At 68.9% G+C, this 15,755-nt stretch carries 12 protein-coding genes; 8 read left to right on the top strand and 4 right to left on the bottom strand.

Annotated features, from left to right (window positions below; translation table 11 throughout):
* The first annotated feature begins 32 nt into the window (after window positions 1–32).
* Complete coding sequence (locus QMZ25_RS11010) at window positions 33–1,130, top strand: Glu/Leu/Phe/Val dehydrogenase dimerization domain-containing protein (protein ID WP_053519551.1); 1,098 nt, start codon at window positions 33–35, stop codon at window positions 1,128–1,130.
* Window positions 1,131–1,188: 58 nt separating this feature from the next.
* Here the strand turns inward: QMZ25_RS11010 and QMZ25_RS11005 are convergent, their stop codons facing one another.
* The gene (locus tag QMZ25_RS11005; protein WP_283219639.1) at window positions 1,189–4,017 is read right to left on the bottom strand and encodes an autotransporter serine protease; all 2,829 of its coding nucleotides are present in this window, start codon (window positions 4,015–4,017) and stop codon (window positions 1,189–1,191) included.
* 182 nt (window positions 4,018–4,199) lie between these two features.
* Between QMZ25_RS11005 and QMZ25_RS11000 the strand changes: the two genes are divergently transcribed.
* The 3 genes from QMZ25_RS11000 (at window position 4,200) to QMZ25_RS10990 (ending at window position 6,396) form a co-directional block, all read left to right on the top strand.
* The gene (locus QMZ25_RS11000; protein WP_180876121.1) at window positions 4,200–5,375 is read left to right on the top strand and encodes a thiolase family protein; all 1,176 of its coding nucleotides are present in this window, start codon (window positions 4,200–4,202) and stop codon (window positions 5,373–5,375) included.
* A gap of 122 nt (window positions 5,376–5,497) precedes the next feature.
* Window positions 5,498–5,839 carry a hypothetical protein gene (locus QMZ25_RS10995; RefSeq protein ID WP_053519549.1) on the top strand — a complete coding sequence of 114 codons (342 nt, stop codon included), beginning with the start codon at window positions 5,498–5,500 and terminating at the stop codon, window positions 5,837–5,839.
* 146 nt (window positions 5,840–5,985) lie between these two features.
* Complete coding sequence (locus QMZ25_RS10990) at window positions 5,986–6,396, top strand: hypothetical protein (protein ID WP_053519548.1); 411 nt, start codon at window positions 5,986–5,988, stop codon at window positions 6,394–6,396.
* 59 nt (window positions 6,397–6,455) lie between these two features.
* Here the strand turns inward: QMZ25_RS10990 and QMZ25_RS10985 are convergent, their stop codons facing one another.
* Window positions 6,456–8,093 (bottom strand): acyl-CoA dehydrogenase family protein, encoded by a 1,638-nt coding sequence (locus tag QMZ25_RS10985; protein WP_283219638.1) that lies wholly within the window; start codon window positions 8,091–8,093, stop codon window positions 6,456–6,458.
* A gap of 112 nt (window positions 8,094–8,205) precedes the next feature.
* Between QMZ25_RS10985 and QMZ25_RS10980 the strand changes: the two genes are divergently transcribed.
* From QMZ25_RS10980 to pdeM, 4 genes are read left to right on the top strand one after another with little or no spacing between them, the layout of a single operon-like run.
* Window positions 8,206–9,204, top strand: a complete 999-nt coding sequence (locus QMZ25_RS10980) for a ligase-associated DNA damage response exonuclease (protein WP_283219637.1) — start codon at window positions 8,206–8,208, stop codon at window positions 9,202–9,204.
* Complete coding sequence (locus tag QMZ25_RS10975; RefSeq protein WP_065174847.1) at window positions 9,201–10,808, top strand: ATP-dependent DNA ligase; 1,608 nt, start codon at window positions 9,201–9,203, stop codon at window positions 10,806–10,808. Before QMZ25_RS10980 ends, QMZ25_RS10975 begins: the two co-directional genes overlap by 4 nt.
* Entirely contained in the window at window positions 10,805–13,264 is a 2,460-nt protein-coding gene (locus QMZ25_RS10970) for a ligase-associated DNA damage response DEXH box helicase (RefSeq protein WP_283219636.1), read from the top strand. Before QMZ25_RS10975 ends, QMZ25_RS10970 begins: the two co-directional genes overlap by 4 nt.
* The gene (gene pdeM / locus QMZ25_RS10965; protein ID WP_283219635.1) at window positions 13,254–13,895 is read left to right on the top strand and encodes a ligase-associated DNA damage response endonuclease PdeM; all 642 of its coding nucleotides are present in this window, start codon (window positions 13,254–13,256) and stop codon (window positions 13,893–13,895) included. Before QMZ25_RS10970 ends, pdeM begins: the two co-directional genes overlap by 11 nt.
* Before the next feature lie 18 nt (window positions 13,896–13,913).
* Here pdeM and QMZ25_RS10960 read toward each other — a convergent pair whose 3' ends face one another.
* Window positions 13,914–14,186, bottom strand: a complete 273-nt coding sequence (locus QMZ25_RS10960; protein WP_053519542.1) for a hypothetical protein — start codon at window positions 14,184–14,186, stop codon at window positions 13,914–13,916.
* A 178-nt stretch (window positions 14,187–14,364) separates the two neighbouring features.
* On the bottom strand, window positions 14,365–15,633 hold the full coding sequence (locus QMZ25_RS10955) for an NAD(P)/FAD-dependent oxidoreductase (RefSeq protein WP_065174844.1): 1,269 nt from the start codon (window positions 15,631–15,633) through the stop codon (window positions 14,365–14,367).
* Between the last annotated feature and the right edge of the window lie 122 nt (window positions 15,634–15,755).

Below are 15,755 nucleotides of genomic sequence, written 5' to 3'. Positions count from 1 at the left end.
AGTTCGCCGCCGTTCGCACCATCGGAGACGCCATGCTATTCGAAACCCTCGCCACCACCGGCCACGAACAGGTGGTGTTCTGCCACAGCCATGACGCCGGCCTGAAGGCGATCATCGCCATCCACAACACCACCCTGGGCCCGGCCCTGGGCGGCGTGCGCATGCGTCCCTATGCCAGCACCGACGAAGCGCTGGCCGACGTGCTGCGGCTGAGCCGGACGATGACCTACAAGAATGCGCTGGCCGGCCTCAATGTCGGTGGCGGCAAGGCGGTGATCATCGGCGATCCGAAAGCGGACAAGACCGAAGTCCTGTTCCGCGCCTTCGGTCGCTATGTCGATTCGCTGGGTGGCCGCTACATCACCGCCGAAGACGTCGGTACCGACGTCAACGACATGGAGAACATCTACCTGGAAAGCCAGTTCGTGACCGGCGTCCACCAGGTGCATGGCGGCTCCGGAGATCCCGCACCGTTCACCGCCTACGGCGCGCTGCAGGCGTTGATGGCGTCGATGCGTTTCAAGTTCGGCCACGAGGAAGTGGGCAAGACCAGCATCGCGGTGCAGGGCCTGGGCCACATCGGTATGGAACTGGTCAAGCTGCTGCGCGACCGCGGCGCGAAGCTGTATGTCACCGACCTGGACGCGGCCTTGGTCGATCGCGCAGTCAGCGATTTCGGCGCCGAAGCAGTGAAGCCGGACGAGATCCACGAAGTGAATGCCGACGTCTTCGCGCCGTGCGCGCTGGAAGGCTCGATCAATGCCGACACCCTGCCGCGGATCAAGGCCAAGATCATCTGTGGCACCGCCAACAACCAGCTGTCCAGCCTGGAAATCGGCGATGAACTGCACGCGCGCGGCATCCTGTACGCACCCGATTACGCGGTCAATGCCGGTGGCGTGATGAACGTGTCGCTGGAGATCGATGGCTACAACCGCGAGCGCGCGATGCGCCTGATCCGCAGCATCTACCACAACCTGACACGCATCTTTGAACTGTCGCAGCGCGAGAACATCGCGCCGCAACGTGCGGCCGACCGAATCGCCGAGAGCCGCATCCTGTCGATCGGCAAGCTGAAGATGCCGCTGGGCCGCAGCACCCCGCGCCTGGGCAATCTGCGCGGCGGTTGACCGCCCCTGCCGGGCCTCGGCACGGCGCCCCTCCGGGCGCCGGCAACCCCATGATCGATCAGAACCCGGCGCTGTAACGCAGCGCCGCTTGCCGTGCGTCATCACCGCCGACACGCTGATCGATGCCCAGGCTCAGACGGCCACTCCGCCCCCACCACGACTCCAGCGCAAGCCCGAGCAGGGCGCTGCCACGCGGTGAGTCGGCACCTGGCAACGGTGCCCACGCGTCGACACCGACGAAGCTGGCCTGCCACTCCCCGGCGCCGCCCTGAAGGCGCTGCTGCCATTCGGCGTGCCCGCGCAGCGTCCAGCGTCCCCAGCCGCGCTCGCCGCGCAGCCCCGCCAGCAGTTGGCTGCGCTGCGTACGATTGGCTTCACCCCGCAGGCCGAAACCGAAGCCGCCGCGCTCGTTGAACGCCGCGGTATCCACCCGCGTGCCACTGGCACCGACATACGGTGTCAACGACGCGCCGACGGTGCCGAAGCGATAGCCGCTTTCGACACTGGCGCTGCTGAACCGACCGCCGTAGCGCGCGGAAACGCCGTAGGCACCTGCACCCAGCAGCAGCTGCCGGTCCAGTTCGCGGGTGAACCGCCCTGTGCCGAACTGCGCCAGTGCATAACCGCGCCCAACGCTCCAGCCGGCATACAGCTGCGCCTGCGCCTGGCGGTCCTGCCCGCGATCACCGTTGAAGGCACTGCCACCGTTGCTGCGTGTTTCACCGAACGCCATGCCCAACAGGCCATGGCTGCCCAGCGGCACGTCCTGACCGGCCATCCAGCCCCGGCTGTCGGTCGCGCTGCCGGCGAAACTGCCCTGCCCTGCCTCACCCAACGTGCTCTGCCAGGCACCGCGCAGCGCAGGCAGAGCCTGCACGCGATCAAAACGGGCGGCCACCGCGCGTCGCGACATGTCGATGCTGTCGAAGGTTGCCGCCTCGGCCCGTGCGTGGGCCTTGCCGGACAGGCTCTCCAGCGTGGCCGCCAGGCCCGTGCTGCGCTGCAGGCCGGCCGCTGCGCCACCGAATGGCGAATCCTGCAACGCGTGGTTGCCGTCCAGTTCGACGAACGCGCCTTCCAGCCGCGCCGCAGTTGTCTGCACACCGGCATCGAGCCCACGCGCAGCGGCGGTGACACTGATCCGGGTCAGGTTCAACCATGCGTTGTTGCTGTCATAGCCATAGCTGGTCTGCAGCAGGGCCAGCCCCTGCAGGCCACTGGATGTGACCGCGGTGCTGAAGGTGCCGGTCAGGCCGGCTGCAGCATGGATCAGATCCTGCCGGGTACCGTCCTGCGGCACGTAGCCATCGACGAATCCGTGGACGTGCACGCCACCGTCCAGACGGGCGCTGCCGGTGACCTGCAGCGCGTTGGCCCCCAGCGCGATCATCAGCTGTGCGCCGGCCTGCTGCACGTAGTTGCCTTCGATGGTCGCCGTGGTATTGGCGGTGGTCAGGAACACGCTGCTGCCGTTGGTCACGTTGCCGACCACGCGGGGCGTGCCGCCATTGAACTGCAGGCCGCTGGATGATGGATCGGCCTGCGGCAGGATGCTCACGCTGGAACGGATCACGCCGCCGTCGCGCAGCGACAGCACACCGCCTTCGATGCGGGTGGCACCGCTGTAGCTGCTGTTGCCGGTCAACGCCAGCACGCCAGCGCCCTGCTTGACCAGGCCGCCACTGCCGACGATGTCGTTGCTCCAGACCGAACCGGTGGATGCTGCGTCGACATTGGCAATCACGTCGCCCCAGTCGAAACGTCCCGGCCCGTTGATGGCCCTGCCGATGTCGAGCAGGCCGTAGCCGAACACCGGGTCCACGCCGGCGGCGCCGATGTCCTTGGCCGTGCCGAGCAGGGTCTGCCGTACCAGGTTGTTGTCGAAGTACGGATACCGCTCCCACACCAGCGCGGCTGCGCCCGACACCAGAGGTGCGGCGAAGGACGTGCCGTAGTTCCAGAAGTAGCTGGTGCCCGCGTCATCCGGATAGACCGCGCTGCCCGGCGCCGCCAGACAGTAGCGCGCCGCCTGGCCGCAGGCATTGGCGTAACCGGCCAGCGTGTCCGGCGCGTAGGGATCGACGGCCGTGGCCACCAGCCAGCCGCGCTCCAGATCCGCAGCCGGTCGCGAGCCTGCCACGCCCGCCTGGCCCGGCAACGCCGCCAGGCTGCTGGGCTCGCTGCGCGCATCGTTGCCCGCGGCGAACACCACCAGCCCGCCGTGATTGATGACGAAAGGCCGGTACTCGCCGGCGACCTGGGCGGTGGTGGGCAGGTCGGTCCAGTACAGACCGCCCCAGGAATTGTTCATCACCTTGACGTTGTAGCTGATCAGGTCGCGGTGCACCTGGGCCACTCCGAGGGTGCCGCTGAAGGAATTGCCCTGGCCGCTGCCGTCGTCTGCCGGCGGCTTGTCGGAGATGATCCGCGCCGACACGATCTGCGCACCGGGCGCGATGCCGCCGGGCCAGCGCCCGACCGCTGCGCCCGCGGCCAGGCTGGCGACGGCAGTGCCATGGCCGACCACATCGTCCACGCCCAGATTGTTGCGGGCAGGGTCGATGTAGGTGAGGTTGGCCACTACCCGCCCGTTCAACGCGGCGGCCGCGCGCTGCACGCCCGAATCGACGATGCCGATGCGCACGCCCCTGCCGGTGGCACCGGTGGCCTGCGCGGCACCCGCATGGGTGACCGACAGGTGCGCATCGAAGGCCGGCTCCAGCGGTTTGGGCGGGGGCGGCGTGGTCGGCGGCGGCGGTGCAGGCGGCGGCGTGGTGGGCGGCGGGTCAACGCGCACGTTGCCACCGCCACCTCCGCCCCCACACGCCGTCAGCGCCATCGCCAGCGCCGCTGCCAGGACCGACCGTGCCATCGTCGTGCGTTCCATCGATTCCATCCCATGAACGTTGGCCCGCCTTCATCCCGGCGGGCATGCGGCGCCATCCAGCGGCAGCCACCCCCGACCCTCTATACTTGGGCCGACCCCCACGCAGTCTGCCGGGAAACCGGAGCGCATCCAACGCCCCCGGTCTCCTTTCCGAACATTGCTTACGCATCAACGAGATTGCCATGTCCAACATCGTCATCGCCGCCGCCAAACGCACCGCCATCGGCTCCTTCCTCGGCCAGTTCAACGGTGTGCCGACCCCGACCCTCGGCGCGGCCGCCATCGCCGCAGCGCTGGAGCAGTCCGGTGTCCCGGCCAGCGACGTTTCCGAAGTCCTGATGGGCTGCGTGCTGCCGGCCAACCTTGGCCAGGCGCCCGCCCGCCAGGCCGCGATCGCCGCCGGCATCCCGCTGTCCGTCGGTGCCAGCACCCTCAACAAGGTGTGCGGCTCGGGCATGAAGACCATCATGCTCGGGCATGACCTGATCAAAGCCGGTTCGGCCAAGGTCGTGGTTGCCGGCGGCATGGAGTCGATGTCCAATGCGCCGCACCTGCTGCCCAACTCGCGCACCGGCAACCGCTTCGGCAACTTCCAGGCGGTGGACCACATGGCCCACGATGGCCTGGTCAACGCCTACGACGGCAAGGCCATGGGTGAATTCGCCGAGTGCGCCGTGGACAAGTACCAGTTCAGCCGCGAGGAGCAGGACGCCTACGCCATCGAATCGGTCAAGCGCGCGCAGGCGGCGCAGACCAACGGTGCGTTCGCCGACGAGATCGTCGCGGTGAAGGTGGCCACCCGCAAGGGTGAGGTCGAGGTCGACACCGATGAACAGCCCGGCCGCTCGGACATCGCCAAGATTCCGACCCTGCGCCCGGCATTCAAGAAGGACGGCAGCGTGACCGCTGCCAGCTCGTCCAGCATTTCCGACGGCGCCGCCGCCGTGGTGCTGCTGACCGAGGAAGACGCCAAGGCCCGCGGCATCACCCCGCTGGCACGCATCGTCGGCCACGCCACGCATTCGCAGGAGCCGGAGTGGTTCACCACCGCACCGATCGGCGCCATCCACGCATTGCTGCAGAAGACCGGCTGGTCGCTGGACCAGGTGGATCTGTTCGAAATCAACGAAGCCTTCGCCGTGGTGGCGATGGCCCCGATGCGCGAACTGGGCATTCCCCACGACAAGCTCAACGTGAATGGTGGGGCCTGCGCATTGGGCCATCCGATCGGCGCATCCGGGGCACGCCTGGTGGTGACCCTGGTCAACGCCCTGCGCACGCGCGGTGGCAAGCGCGGCATTGCCACCCTGTGCATCGGTGGTGGCGAGGCGACCGCAATTGCCATCGAATTGATTTAAAAAGGTTTAACTGCGATTTCGCAAAAATGAATGCGGGATCGCTTGACAGCCAAACGTGGCTTGTCATCATGTTGTCGGCGCGCAGTTGCGCGTTGCCTAATCTAACGACGAGGATTCACACAATGAGCATCAACAAGCTGCTGGTCGCGATGTCCCTGGCTCTGGCCCTGGCCGCCTGCTCGAAGCAGGAAGCTGCCCAGGACGCCGCTGCTTCGGCCAACGAAGCCGCCACCGAAGCCCAGGCTGCTGCCGATCAGGCCGCCGCTGCTGGCGCCCAGACCGCCGACGCTGCCCAGCAGGCCGCCGACACCGCCGCCACCGCTGCTGACGCTTCGGCTGACGCCGCTGCCCAGGCTGCTGGCGCCGCTACCGACGCTGCTGCTGAACAGGCCAAGGACGCTGCCAAGGCTGCCGAAGGCACCGCCGAGCAGGCCAAGGACGCTGCTGAAGAAGCCAAGAAGTAATAACTTCTTTCTTCACGCTGTTCTGGAAAAGCCGCTGGTTCGCCAGCGGCTTTTTCTTTGCATCGCGTTCCGCGACCCCGCCTTCACAAGGGCGTGAATAGGCTGGCGTCCCCATCCATTGCCGCAGTGCACTACCGGAGACCGCCATGAAGATCCGCTCGCTGACCCTGTCCCTGCTGGCCGCTTCGCTGCTGATCGGCCTGGCCGCCTGCAAGGGCCCGGAAGCCGAACAGGCCCGCCAGGATGCGCGGCAGGCTGCCGACAGCGCAGGCGCCGCCGCCCGTGACGCAGTCGACCAGGCCGCCGCAGCTACCCGCGAGGCCGCCGACAAGACGGCAGCTGCATCCGAGCAGGCGGCGGCCGATACCCAGCAGGCGCTGGACAAGGCGGCCGACGCTACCGCCAATGCTGCTGACCAGGCCAAGGTCGCCGCCACCGACGCCGCTGCACACGCCAGCGATGCGACCGCGGACGCCGCACAGAAGGTCGCCGACAAGGCGCGTGATGTCGCAAATGACGCGAAGGCGAACGCGGCCAAGGAAGAAGCCAAGCACTGAGCCGCGTCCGGTACTGCAGAGCGCCGCAGCCACGCTGCGGCGCTCTACAGAATTCCACGCTACGGCAGCGCGCGCGCCAGGATTTCCGACAGGTCCAACCCGGCCGGCAGGGTGCCCAACACCCATCCATGTTCACCGCCGAGCCGGCTGCGGATGAACGCATCCGCCACCGGACTGCGTGCACGCAGCAGCAGCGCCGCCTGCAGCAGCAATGCGGTGCGCTCGCAGAACATCCGCGCCTGCGACTCTTCCGGAGCCGGGGTCGTTACCCAGCGCTGCAGCGCAGCGGCATAGCGCGCATCGCGATCAGCCACCGCCGACAGCTCGGCCTGCAGTGCGGCCAGCGTCTCCGGTTCGCGGGCCAGTGCCCGCAGCACATCCAGGCACTGGATGTTGCCGCTGCCTTCCCAGATCGAGTTCAGCGGCGCCTGCCGGTACAGGCGCGGCAGCATTGATTCCTCCACATAGCCCGCGCCGCCCAGACATTCCTGCGCCTCGTTGACGAAGGCCGCCGCCCGCTTGCACACCCAGTATTTGCCCAGCGCCGTGCCCAGCCTGGCCAGCGCCGCCTCGCCGGCATCGAAGGACGCACGTTCCACCGCACGCGCGATGCGCATCGACAGCACCGTCGCCGCTTCTGATTCCAGTGCGAGGTCGGCCAGCACGTTGGCCATCAACGGATGCTCCACCAGCAACCGGCCGAAGGTGCGGCGGTAGCGGGCATGGTGCAGCGCCTGCGCCAGCGCCATGCGCATTTCCGCTGCGGCACCCAGCATGCAGTCCAGGCGGGTCATCATCACCATGCCGATGATGGTGGCCACGCCACGCCCCTCTTCGCCCACCCGCCACGCCTGCGCACCGCAGAACTCGACCTCGCTGGACGCGTTGGCCCAATCGCCCAGTTTGTCCTTCAGCCGCACCAGGCGGAATGCATTGCGGTCGCCATCGGCAAGCCGGCGCGGCATCAGCAGACAGGTCAGTCCGCCCGGTGCCTGCGCCAGCACGAGGAAGCCATCGCACATGGGGGCCGAGAAGAACCACTTGTGGCCGACCAGCCGATAGCGCTCGCCGTCGATGGGCTCTGCTCGCGTGGTGTTGGCGCGCACATCCGAGCCCCCCTGCTTCTCGGTCATGCCCATGCCCAGGGTGATGCCGGCCTTGTCGGCCACCGGTACGTCGCGCGGGTCGTACACCGGTGCGGCGGCCTTGCGCGCCCATTCGGCCAGGTTCGGCTGCGACCGCAGCACCGCTACCGCCGCATGGGTCATCGTCAACGGGCAACTGGTACCGGCCTCGGCCTGGTGGTGCAGATAGCTCAGCGCCGCACGTGCAACATGCGCACCCGGCTGCGGCTCATGCCAGGACAGGCCGGCCACGCCATGCGCCTTCGCGGCGGTCATCAGCTGGTGGTAGGCCGGATGGAACTCCACCGTATCGATGCGATGCCCCTGCGCGTCGTGGGTGCGCAGGCGCGGGCGGTCGCGGTTGGCATCGAATCCGAGCCGGTACAGCTCGTCACCGGCCAGCGCACCGTACTGCGCCAGGCGCGGGACGAAGGCTGCGGCGCCTTCGCGATGCACCGCCTCCATCAACGCTGCGTCATCGGTCCACAGCTGGCGCCCGGCGAACGGTGGCGGCTGATTGAGCACCACATGGGTCTCGAAGGGGGCAGTGCTGCTGAAACCCGGTCCACTCATGCGATCCATCCGGCGGCAAGAGGTATGCGATCCGATTGTGCCGCATGCTGCGCCAAGCCCGCGTTCAGGCCGGTTCTCACCCCGTGCACGAGCCGCGCGCCACAGTGCAGCCATGGCAGGCAACGACGATCTTGTGGTGCTGCGCCCGGAAGGGCTGTACTGCGCTGCTGGCGATTTCCACATCGATCCCTGGCGGCCGGTGCCGCGCGCGGTCATCACCCATGGCCATGGTGACCACGCGCGCCCGGGCATGGGCGAATACCACTGCAGCACGGGCAGCGCGCCGATCCTGCGCTGGCGGCTGGGCGACGTGCCGCTGCACGCGCATGCCGAGGGCGCACCCTTTGCGCTGGGCCGGGTGCAGGTGTCGCTGCATCCGGCCGGTCATGTGCTCGGCTCCTCGCAGGTGCGCATCGATGATGGCCGGCAGGTGTGGGTCGCCTCCGGTGACTACAAGCGCCAGCCCGACCCCACCTGTACGCCGTTCGAAGTGGTGCCCTGCGATACCTTCATCACCGAGGCGACCTTCGCCCTGCCCATCTACCGCTGGCCGGACACCGCAGCCGTGGCTGCCGAGATCGCGTCCTGGCGCCAGGAATGCGCGCAGCGCGGTGAAGCCGCCGTCCTGCTCTGCTATGCATTGGGCAAGGCCCAGCGCGTGCTGGCCGAGCTGCTGGCACGGGGCGAACCGCCGGCATGGCTGCACGGTGCCATCGCCAATGGCGTGGCCGTCTATCGCGCTGCGGGCATCCCGATGCTGGGCACGATCGCCGTCGCCGAACAGGGGCGCCAGGCCGATGCGGCCGGACGACTGATCCTCGCCCCGCCCTCGGCCGCCGGCACGCCCTGGCTGCGCCGCTTCGGGCGCCACCAGCTGGGTTTCGCCTCCGGTTGGATGCAGCTGCGCGGAAACCGCCGGCGCCGCAACGTCGATCGTGGCTTCGTGATTTCCGACCACGCCGACTGGCCCGCGTTGCTGCGTACCATCGAGCAGACCGGCGCACGCCGCGTCATCGCGACGCATGGCAACACCGATGCGCTGATTCCGTTCCTGCGCGAACGCGGTGTCGCCGCGGAGGCTTTCCGCACCGATTTCGGGAGCGAGGAATGAAGGCCTTCGCCGCGCTGTACCAACGCCTCGATCGCAGCACCGCCACGCTGGACAAGCGCGCGGCGCTGGTCGATTACTTCCGTCACGCGCGACCGCACGATGCGGCCTGGGCCCTGTTCCTGCTCAGTGGTGGCAAGGTCGGGGGTGCGCGCCGGAAGATCGCTGCCAGCGGCGAGCTGCGCCGCTGGATCGGCGAGGAAGCCGGACTGCCTGCGTGGCTGGTCGAGGACAGCTATGCGCAGGTCGGCGATCTGGCGGAGACACTGACCCTGCTGCTGGACGACCCAACGGCAATGGCGCCGGACCGCCCTCTGGCCGACTGGATCGAACAGCATCTGCTGGCCGTGGCCAATCAGCCCGAGCCCGAGCGACGTGCAGCCGTGGTCGAGGGCTGGCGCCAGCTGCCCGCGAACGAACGCCTGGTGTTCAACAAGCTGCTGACCGGGGCACTGCGCGTCGGCGTGTCGCAGCGGCTGGTCCAGCAGGCACTGGCCGAACTGTCCGGACTGGACATCGCGCGCATCGCGCAGCGCATGCTGGGCACCTGGGTGCCCTCGCCCACCCTGCTCGCACAGCTGCTGTCGCCGGAAGAACTGCCGCTGGACCGCCAGCAGCCATATCCGTTCTTCCTCGCTTCGCCGCTGGAAGGTGAGCCCGGTGATCGCCTGGGCAGCATCGACGACTGGCTGCTGGAATGGAAATGGGACGGCATCCGCCTGCAGCTGCTGCGTCGTCGCGGCGAGGTGGCGCTGTGGTCGCGTGGCGAAGAGCGCCTGGACGGCCGGTTCCCCGAGATCGAGCAGGCCGCCGCACTGCTGCCGGAGGGATCGGTGCTGGATGGCGAACTGCTGGCCTGGGATGAGCCGGCCGATCTTCCGAAAGCCTTCACCGCCCTGCAGACCCGCATCCAGCGCCGCAAGCCGGGCGCCACCACGCTGCGTACGACACCGGTGCGGATGCTGGCCTACGACCTGCTCGAACGCGACGGCAACGACCTGCGCGCATTGCCGCTTCAGCAGAGGCGCGTGCAGCTGGCGGAACTGCTCGGCACGCTCGGCGATGCGCGCATCCAGCTGTCGCCGGAGGTGCCCGCTGCGGACTGGGCACGGGCGGCCGCGCTGCGCGACGCGGCGCGCGAGCGCGGCGTGGAGGGCCTGATGCTGAAGCGCCGCAACTCGGCGTATCAGTCCGGCCGGCGCCGTGGTGACTGGTGGAAGTGGAAGGTCGATCCACTCACCATCGATGCCGTGCTGCTGTACGCACAGGCCGGCCATGGCCGGCGCAGCACGCTTTACACCGATTACACCTTCGGCGTATGGGACGGCGATGCGCTGGTTCCGGTGGCCAAGGCCTACTCGGGCCTGGACGACCAGGAAATCCTCGCCCTCGATCGCTGGATCCGCGCCAACACCCGCGAGCGCTTCGGGCCGGTACGCAGCGTCCGCGCCGAGCAGGTGTTCGAACTCGGCTTCGAGGCGGTCAACCGCAGTGCACGGCACAAATCAGGAATCGCCGTGCGTTTTCCGCGCATCCTGCGCTGGCGCCACGACAAGCCGGCCAGCGAGGCCGATCAGCTGGCGACGCTGCAGGCCCTGGCACGATGACGCGGAGCGAGGCCCTGCAGCGGCTCAACGGCTGGTTTGCCAGCCGCGGCTGGAAACCCCTGCCCTTCCAGCGCGCCATGTGGCGTCACTACCTGGCAGGCGAATCGGGCCTGCTGCATACCCCCACCGGCAGCGGCAAGACGCTGGCGATGTTCGGCGGACCGCTGCTGCAGGCGATGATCGCGCCCGCGCCCGCACCCGCCCGCCCCAGCGCGATGCGCCCATTGCAGGTGCTGTGGGTAACCCCGCTGCGTGCCCTGGCCAGCGACACCGCACGCGCACTGCAATCGGTCGTCGATGGCCTCGGCCTGGGGTGGCGCGTGGGCCTGCGCAGCGGCGACGCCAGCCAGCGCGAGCGGCGCCTGGCGCGCGAAGGGCGCATCGACGTGCTGGTGACCACGCCCGAATCACTGGCACTGCTGCTCACCTACCCCGATACCCTGCCACGCATGCATCAGCTGCGCTGCGTGGTGGTCGACGAATGGCATGAACTGCTGGGCAACAAGCGCGGCGTGCTGCTGCAGCTGAATCTTGCACTGCTGCGCGACACCACGCCTGCGTTGCAGCTGTGGGGATTGTCGGCCACGCTGGGCAATCTGCCGCAGGCGCGCGACGTGCTGCTGCCGGACAGGCCGGATGCACCCATCGTCGAAGGCGCGCGCCAGCGTCCGGTCACCGTAAGCAGCCTGCTGCCGGCACCGGGCGAGCGCTTTCCCTGGGCCGGACATCTTGGCCTGGCGCAGCTTCCGCGCGTGCTGGAAGCGCTGATGGCCGCGCGCAGCAGTCTGCTGTTCACCAACACGCGGGCGCAGGCCGAACTGTGGCACCAGGCGCTGGCGGCGGTGTGGCCGGAGGATGCCGCCACGCTGGCGTTGCACCACGGTTCGCTGGACCCCGCACTGCGTCAGCAGGTGGAAGACGGCCTGCGCGCCGGTGCGATGCGCTGCGTGGTTGCCACCTCCAGCCTGGATCTGGGCGTCGATTTTCCCGAAGTGGGCCAGGTACTGCAGCTTGGCAGTCCGAAGGGCGTGGCGCGGCTGCGCCAGCGCGCCGGCCGTGCCAGGCATCGCCCCGGCGCCAGCGGCAGAATCCTGTGCGTGCCCAGCCATGCGCTGGAACTGGCCGAGTACGCCGCCGTCCGCCGCGCGCTGCGCGACGGCGTGGTTGAAGCCAGGCGACCGCCAACCCTGTCGCTGGACGTGCTCGCCCAGCATGCGGTCAGCCGCGCGTTGGCGGGGGGATTCACCAGCCGCTCGCTGCTGGCGCAGGTGAGGCGCACGCACGCATTCGCGCAGCTGGGCGACGCGCAATGGCAGGCTGTCCTGGACTTCATCGTGCAGGGGGGACGGGCACTGGCGCAGTACCCGGACTTCCACAAGGTGGTGCTCGACGCGGACGGCTACCATCGCGTGCACGACCGCCGCCAGGCCCTGCGCCATCGCTTGTCGATCGGCACCATCAGCAGCGATGGCGCCGTGCGTGTGCAGTTCCTGCGCGGCGGTGGCCTCGGCTCGGTGGAAGAACAGTTCGCCAGCCGCCTGCGCAGAGGCGATCGATTCCAGTTCGCCGGGCGCATGCTGGAGCTGGTGCAGCTGCGCGACATGACCGCCTATGTGCGCCTGGCCCGCAAGGGCGGTGAAGGCACCGTCCCGCGCTGGCAGGGTGGCCAGCTGCCCCTGTCGATGCCGCTCGGGCGCGAACTGGAAGCGGTGCTGTCCGGCGCGGACGACAGCGCCGAGTCGCGCTGGCTGGCCCCCCTGATGGCACTGCAGTCGCGCCTGTCTGCCCGGCCATCGCCTGCGCACCTGCTGCTGGAAGACGTGCGCCGCCGCGAAGGCCAGTTCGTGTTCGTCTATCCCTTTGCCGGACGCCACATCCACGAGGCACTGGCGGCGTTGCTGGCGCTGCGCTGCACGCGCCGGCAGCGCAACAGCATCGGCTATGCCGTCAATGACCACGGGCTGGTGCTGGCACCGACGCAGCCGATCGAGCTGCAGGCGGAGCAATGGAAGGAACTGTTCGCGGCCGATCAGCTGCTTGAGGACCTGCGTGCCGCCGTCAATCTGGGCGAGCTCGCGCGACGCCAGTTCCGCGGAATCGCACGCGTCGCTGGCCTGCTGGTACCCAGCCTGCCCGGTGGCGCGCCGCGCTCGCTGCGCCAGCTGCAGGCCTCGGCCGGACTGCTGTACGACGTGCTGCGCGAGCACGACCCCGAGCATCTGCTGCTGGCATTGGCCGAGCATGAAGTGCTGCAGGACAGCCTGGATCTGCCGGGCCTGCAGCAGGTGCTCGAACGCATCGGCACGCAGTCACTGTCACTGCAGCATCCCGCCTCGCTGACACCGCTGGGCTTCCCGCTGTGGGCCGAGCGCCTGCGAGGACAGTTCAGCAATGAAGACTGGCGCACCCGCGTGCTGCGTGCCGCACAGCAACTGGAGCGACGCCATGGCCGATGAGCTGGCCGTGACGCTGGGCGGTGAACCCATGCTGCTGCTCGGTGCGCGCGCACTGTGGTGGCCGGCCCGGCAGGCCTTGCTGATCGCCGACCTGCACCTGGGCAAGGCCGACCTGTTCCGCCGCGCCGGCATCGCGCTGCCGTCCGGCGGTACCCGCGACGACCTGCAACGCCTGCAGAGGCTGGTGCAGGCCAGGGCCTGCCGCGAGCTGTGGATACTGGGCGATGTGCTGCATGGGCCGGCGCATCGTGCGGCCTGGTACCGGCAATGGCTGGGATGGCGAGAGCAGCACCCCGCGCTGGCGGTGCATGTGATACGCGGCAATCATGATCGGCACCTGCCGCACGCGGCGCTGCAGGTGGAGCTGCATGACGAGGTGCAGCTGGGCGCGTTCCTGCTGTGCCATGAACCACGGCACGTGCCCGCGGCGCACGTCATTGCCGGGCATATCCATCCACAGATCGCACTGCCGGCGCTGCGTCGCCGCTTTCCGGCGTTCTGGCTCCGCGAAGGATTGACGGTGCTGCCGGCATTCTCCGCCTTCACCGGCGGCTGGGTCATCGCACCGGCGCAGGGTGAACGGCGCATCGCCTGTGTCGAACAGGGTCTGGTGGCGATGCCTAGCCGGTAAGGCCAGCGGGCGCGACAGTCAGGCCGGCCGGACGCCCGCCAGCGCCGGCATCAGATGGAAATCGGGCGTGTCGTTGCTCTGCCGGCGCGGCAGTGCCTGGACGGCCGACAGCATTTCCTGCGCGCAGGCGCGGATGTGCGTGTGGTGTTCCGGCAGCGCATGACTGATCAGGCTGCCCACATGGAACTCGAACACATCCTCCAGAACGTCGGGCTGGTCCTCGTGCAGCATCTGCAGCAATCCCCGCAGCTTGCAGATTTCCGATTCCAGCTCTTCGACCGCGAACAACATGGCGTCCTCCTCGTGAACTCGCAGCACATCCGGGCCGCAGCAGGCCGCGACGGCGGCGCCACCCGGGCCACGCGATGTTCGAATCACGGAGAGGAAAACGGGCGACGCAGCTGTGGCGTGCTTCACTCTTGTCGCACAGACGCGGTGAGGTAACCGTTAATTCACGTGATGATGCGATTCACGCAGCCGCCGTGGCAGCCTGCGTGGCAAGCGCAACGGGTGGCCGGGCCAGGGCTTCGAGGAAGGCTGGATCCAGAGCAAGCGAACCGAACCAGCCGTGCTGGGTTCCACTGAGCACCCGCAGCATGTGCCCGCGTCCCCCCGGCAGCCGCCCCATCGGGCCAAGCAGCGCGTCGCGCGCCTTGGCCCACGCATCGCGATCGGACTGGAACAGCGGCGTCAGCCAGCGGCTCCAGCGCTGGTACACCGCCACATGCGCACGTCGCTGCGCCTGGTAAGCCTGCAGTGCCGTCTCACCAGCGCCATGCACACGCAGCGCGTCTCGCAGCGCCAGCGCATCGAGCAGCGCCATGTTCACCCCCTGCCCCAGCTGCGGGCTCATCGCGTGCGCTGCATCGCCGACCAGGACCATGCGCCCCTGATGCCAACGGGTCATCACCGCATCGCGGTAAACCGCCCGGGACAGCTGTCCGGCATCGTGCAGGTGATCGAAGCGTGCGCTGGCCTCGGGCCAGAGCGCATGCAGTTCCTGCAGCCACGGTTGCATGCCTTCATCTTCCCAACGCGCGAAGTCGGCGCGTGGCAGGCTCCAGAAAAAACTCAGGCGCGGGGTGTCATCACCCGGACGCGTGCCCACCGGCAACAGGCCGATCATCTTGCGTGCGGCGACGTAGCGTTGGCGCAGCTGCTGCACGTGCGGCCACTCTCCGGCCGGCAGCAGGCACCACAATGCGCCCCACGGATAGACGCGGTCGAGGCCAGCGCCGCCGGCAATGGTCGCGCGCAGGGACGACGCTGCGCCGTCGGCCGCCACCACCAGGTCAAACGGGCCATGGGTGCGGCCTTCGTTGTCGCGCAGTTGCCCCCGCGCGGTATCGACCGCGTCGATGGTGGTCCCCGCATGCAGTTGGCCGGCGCCATCGCGGGCCTGGTCCAGCAGCGAGAACAGGGCGCCGCGCTGCATGCCCAGACCGTGCAGGCGGACATCGAGGCCGCCATAGCCCATGTCCATCACCGCACGTCCGCACGGCGTGTCGCCATAAAGCCGATGCACCGGCGCGGCATGCGCGCGCACGGCCTCCAGCAGTCCCATCTGCCACAGCACCTGCAGGCCGCTGGGCTGCAACAGGAAACCGGCGCCGACCGGCCCAGGGGTCGGCACGCGCTCGAAGATCTCAACGTCGTGCCCGTCGCGGGTCAGCAGGATGGCCATCGCCTGGCCAGCGGTGCCGTATCCAATCACGGCAATGCGAAGTCGTTCCGTCATCCGCACATTGTGCCCCAGCCGGATCCGGATCGTTCTCCAAGCCGCGCACGGGCCGGCCGCCCGCGCGCGGCTTGGGTTCGGTCCCATGCGATGGGCGCAAAAAAAAAACCCCGCCGGAGCGG

It is taken from the genome of Stenotrophomonas sp. RS-48 (assembly GCF_030053245.1).
In the GTDB taxonomy this organism is placed as follows: domain Bacteria; phylum Pseudomonadota; class Gammaproteobacteria; order Xanthomonadales; family Xanthomonadaceae; genus Stenotrophomonas; species Stenotrophomonas maltophilia_P.
The sequence above is the reverse complement of the archived record's forward strand: the minus strand, read 5'-3'. Positions and strand labels throughout refer to the sequence as shown.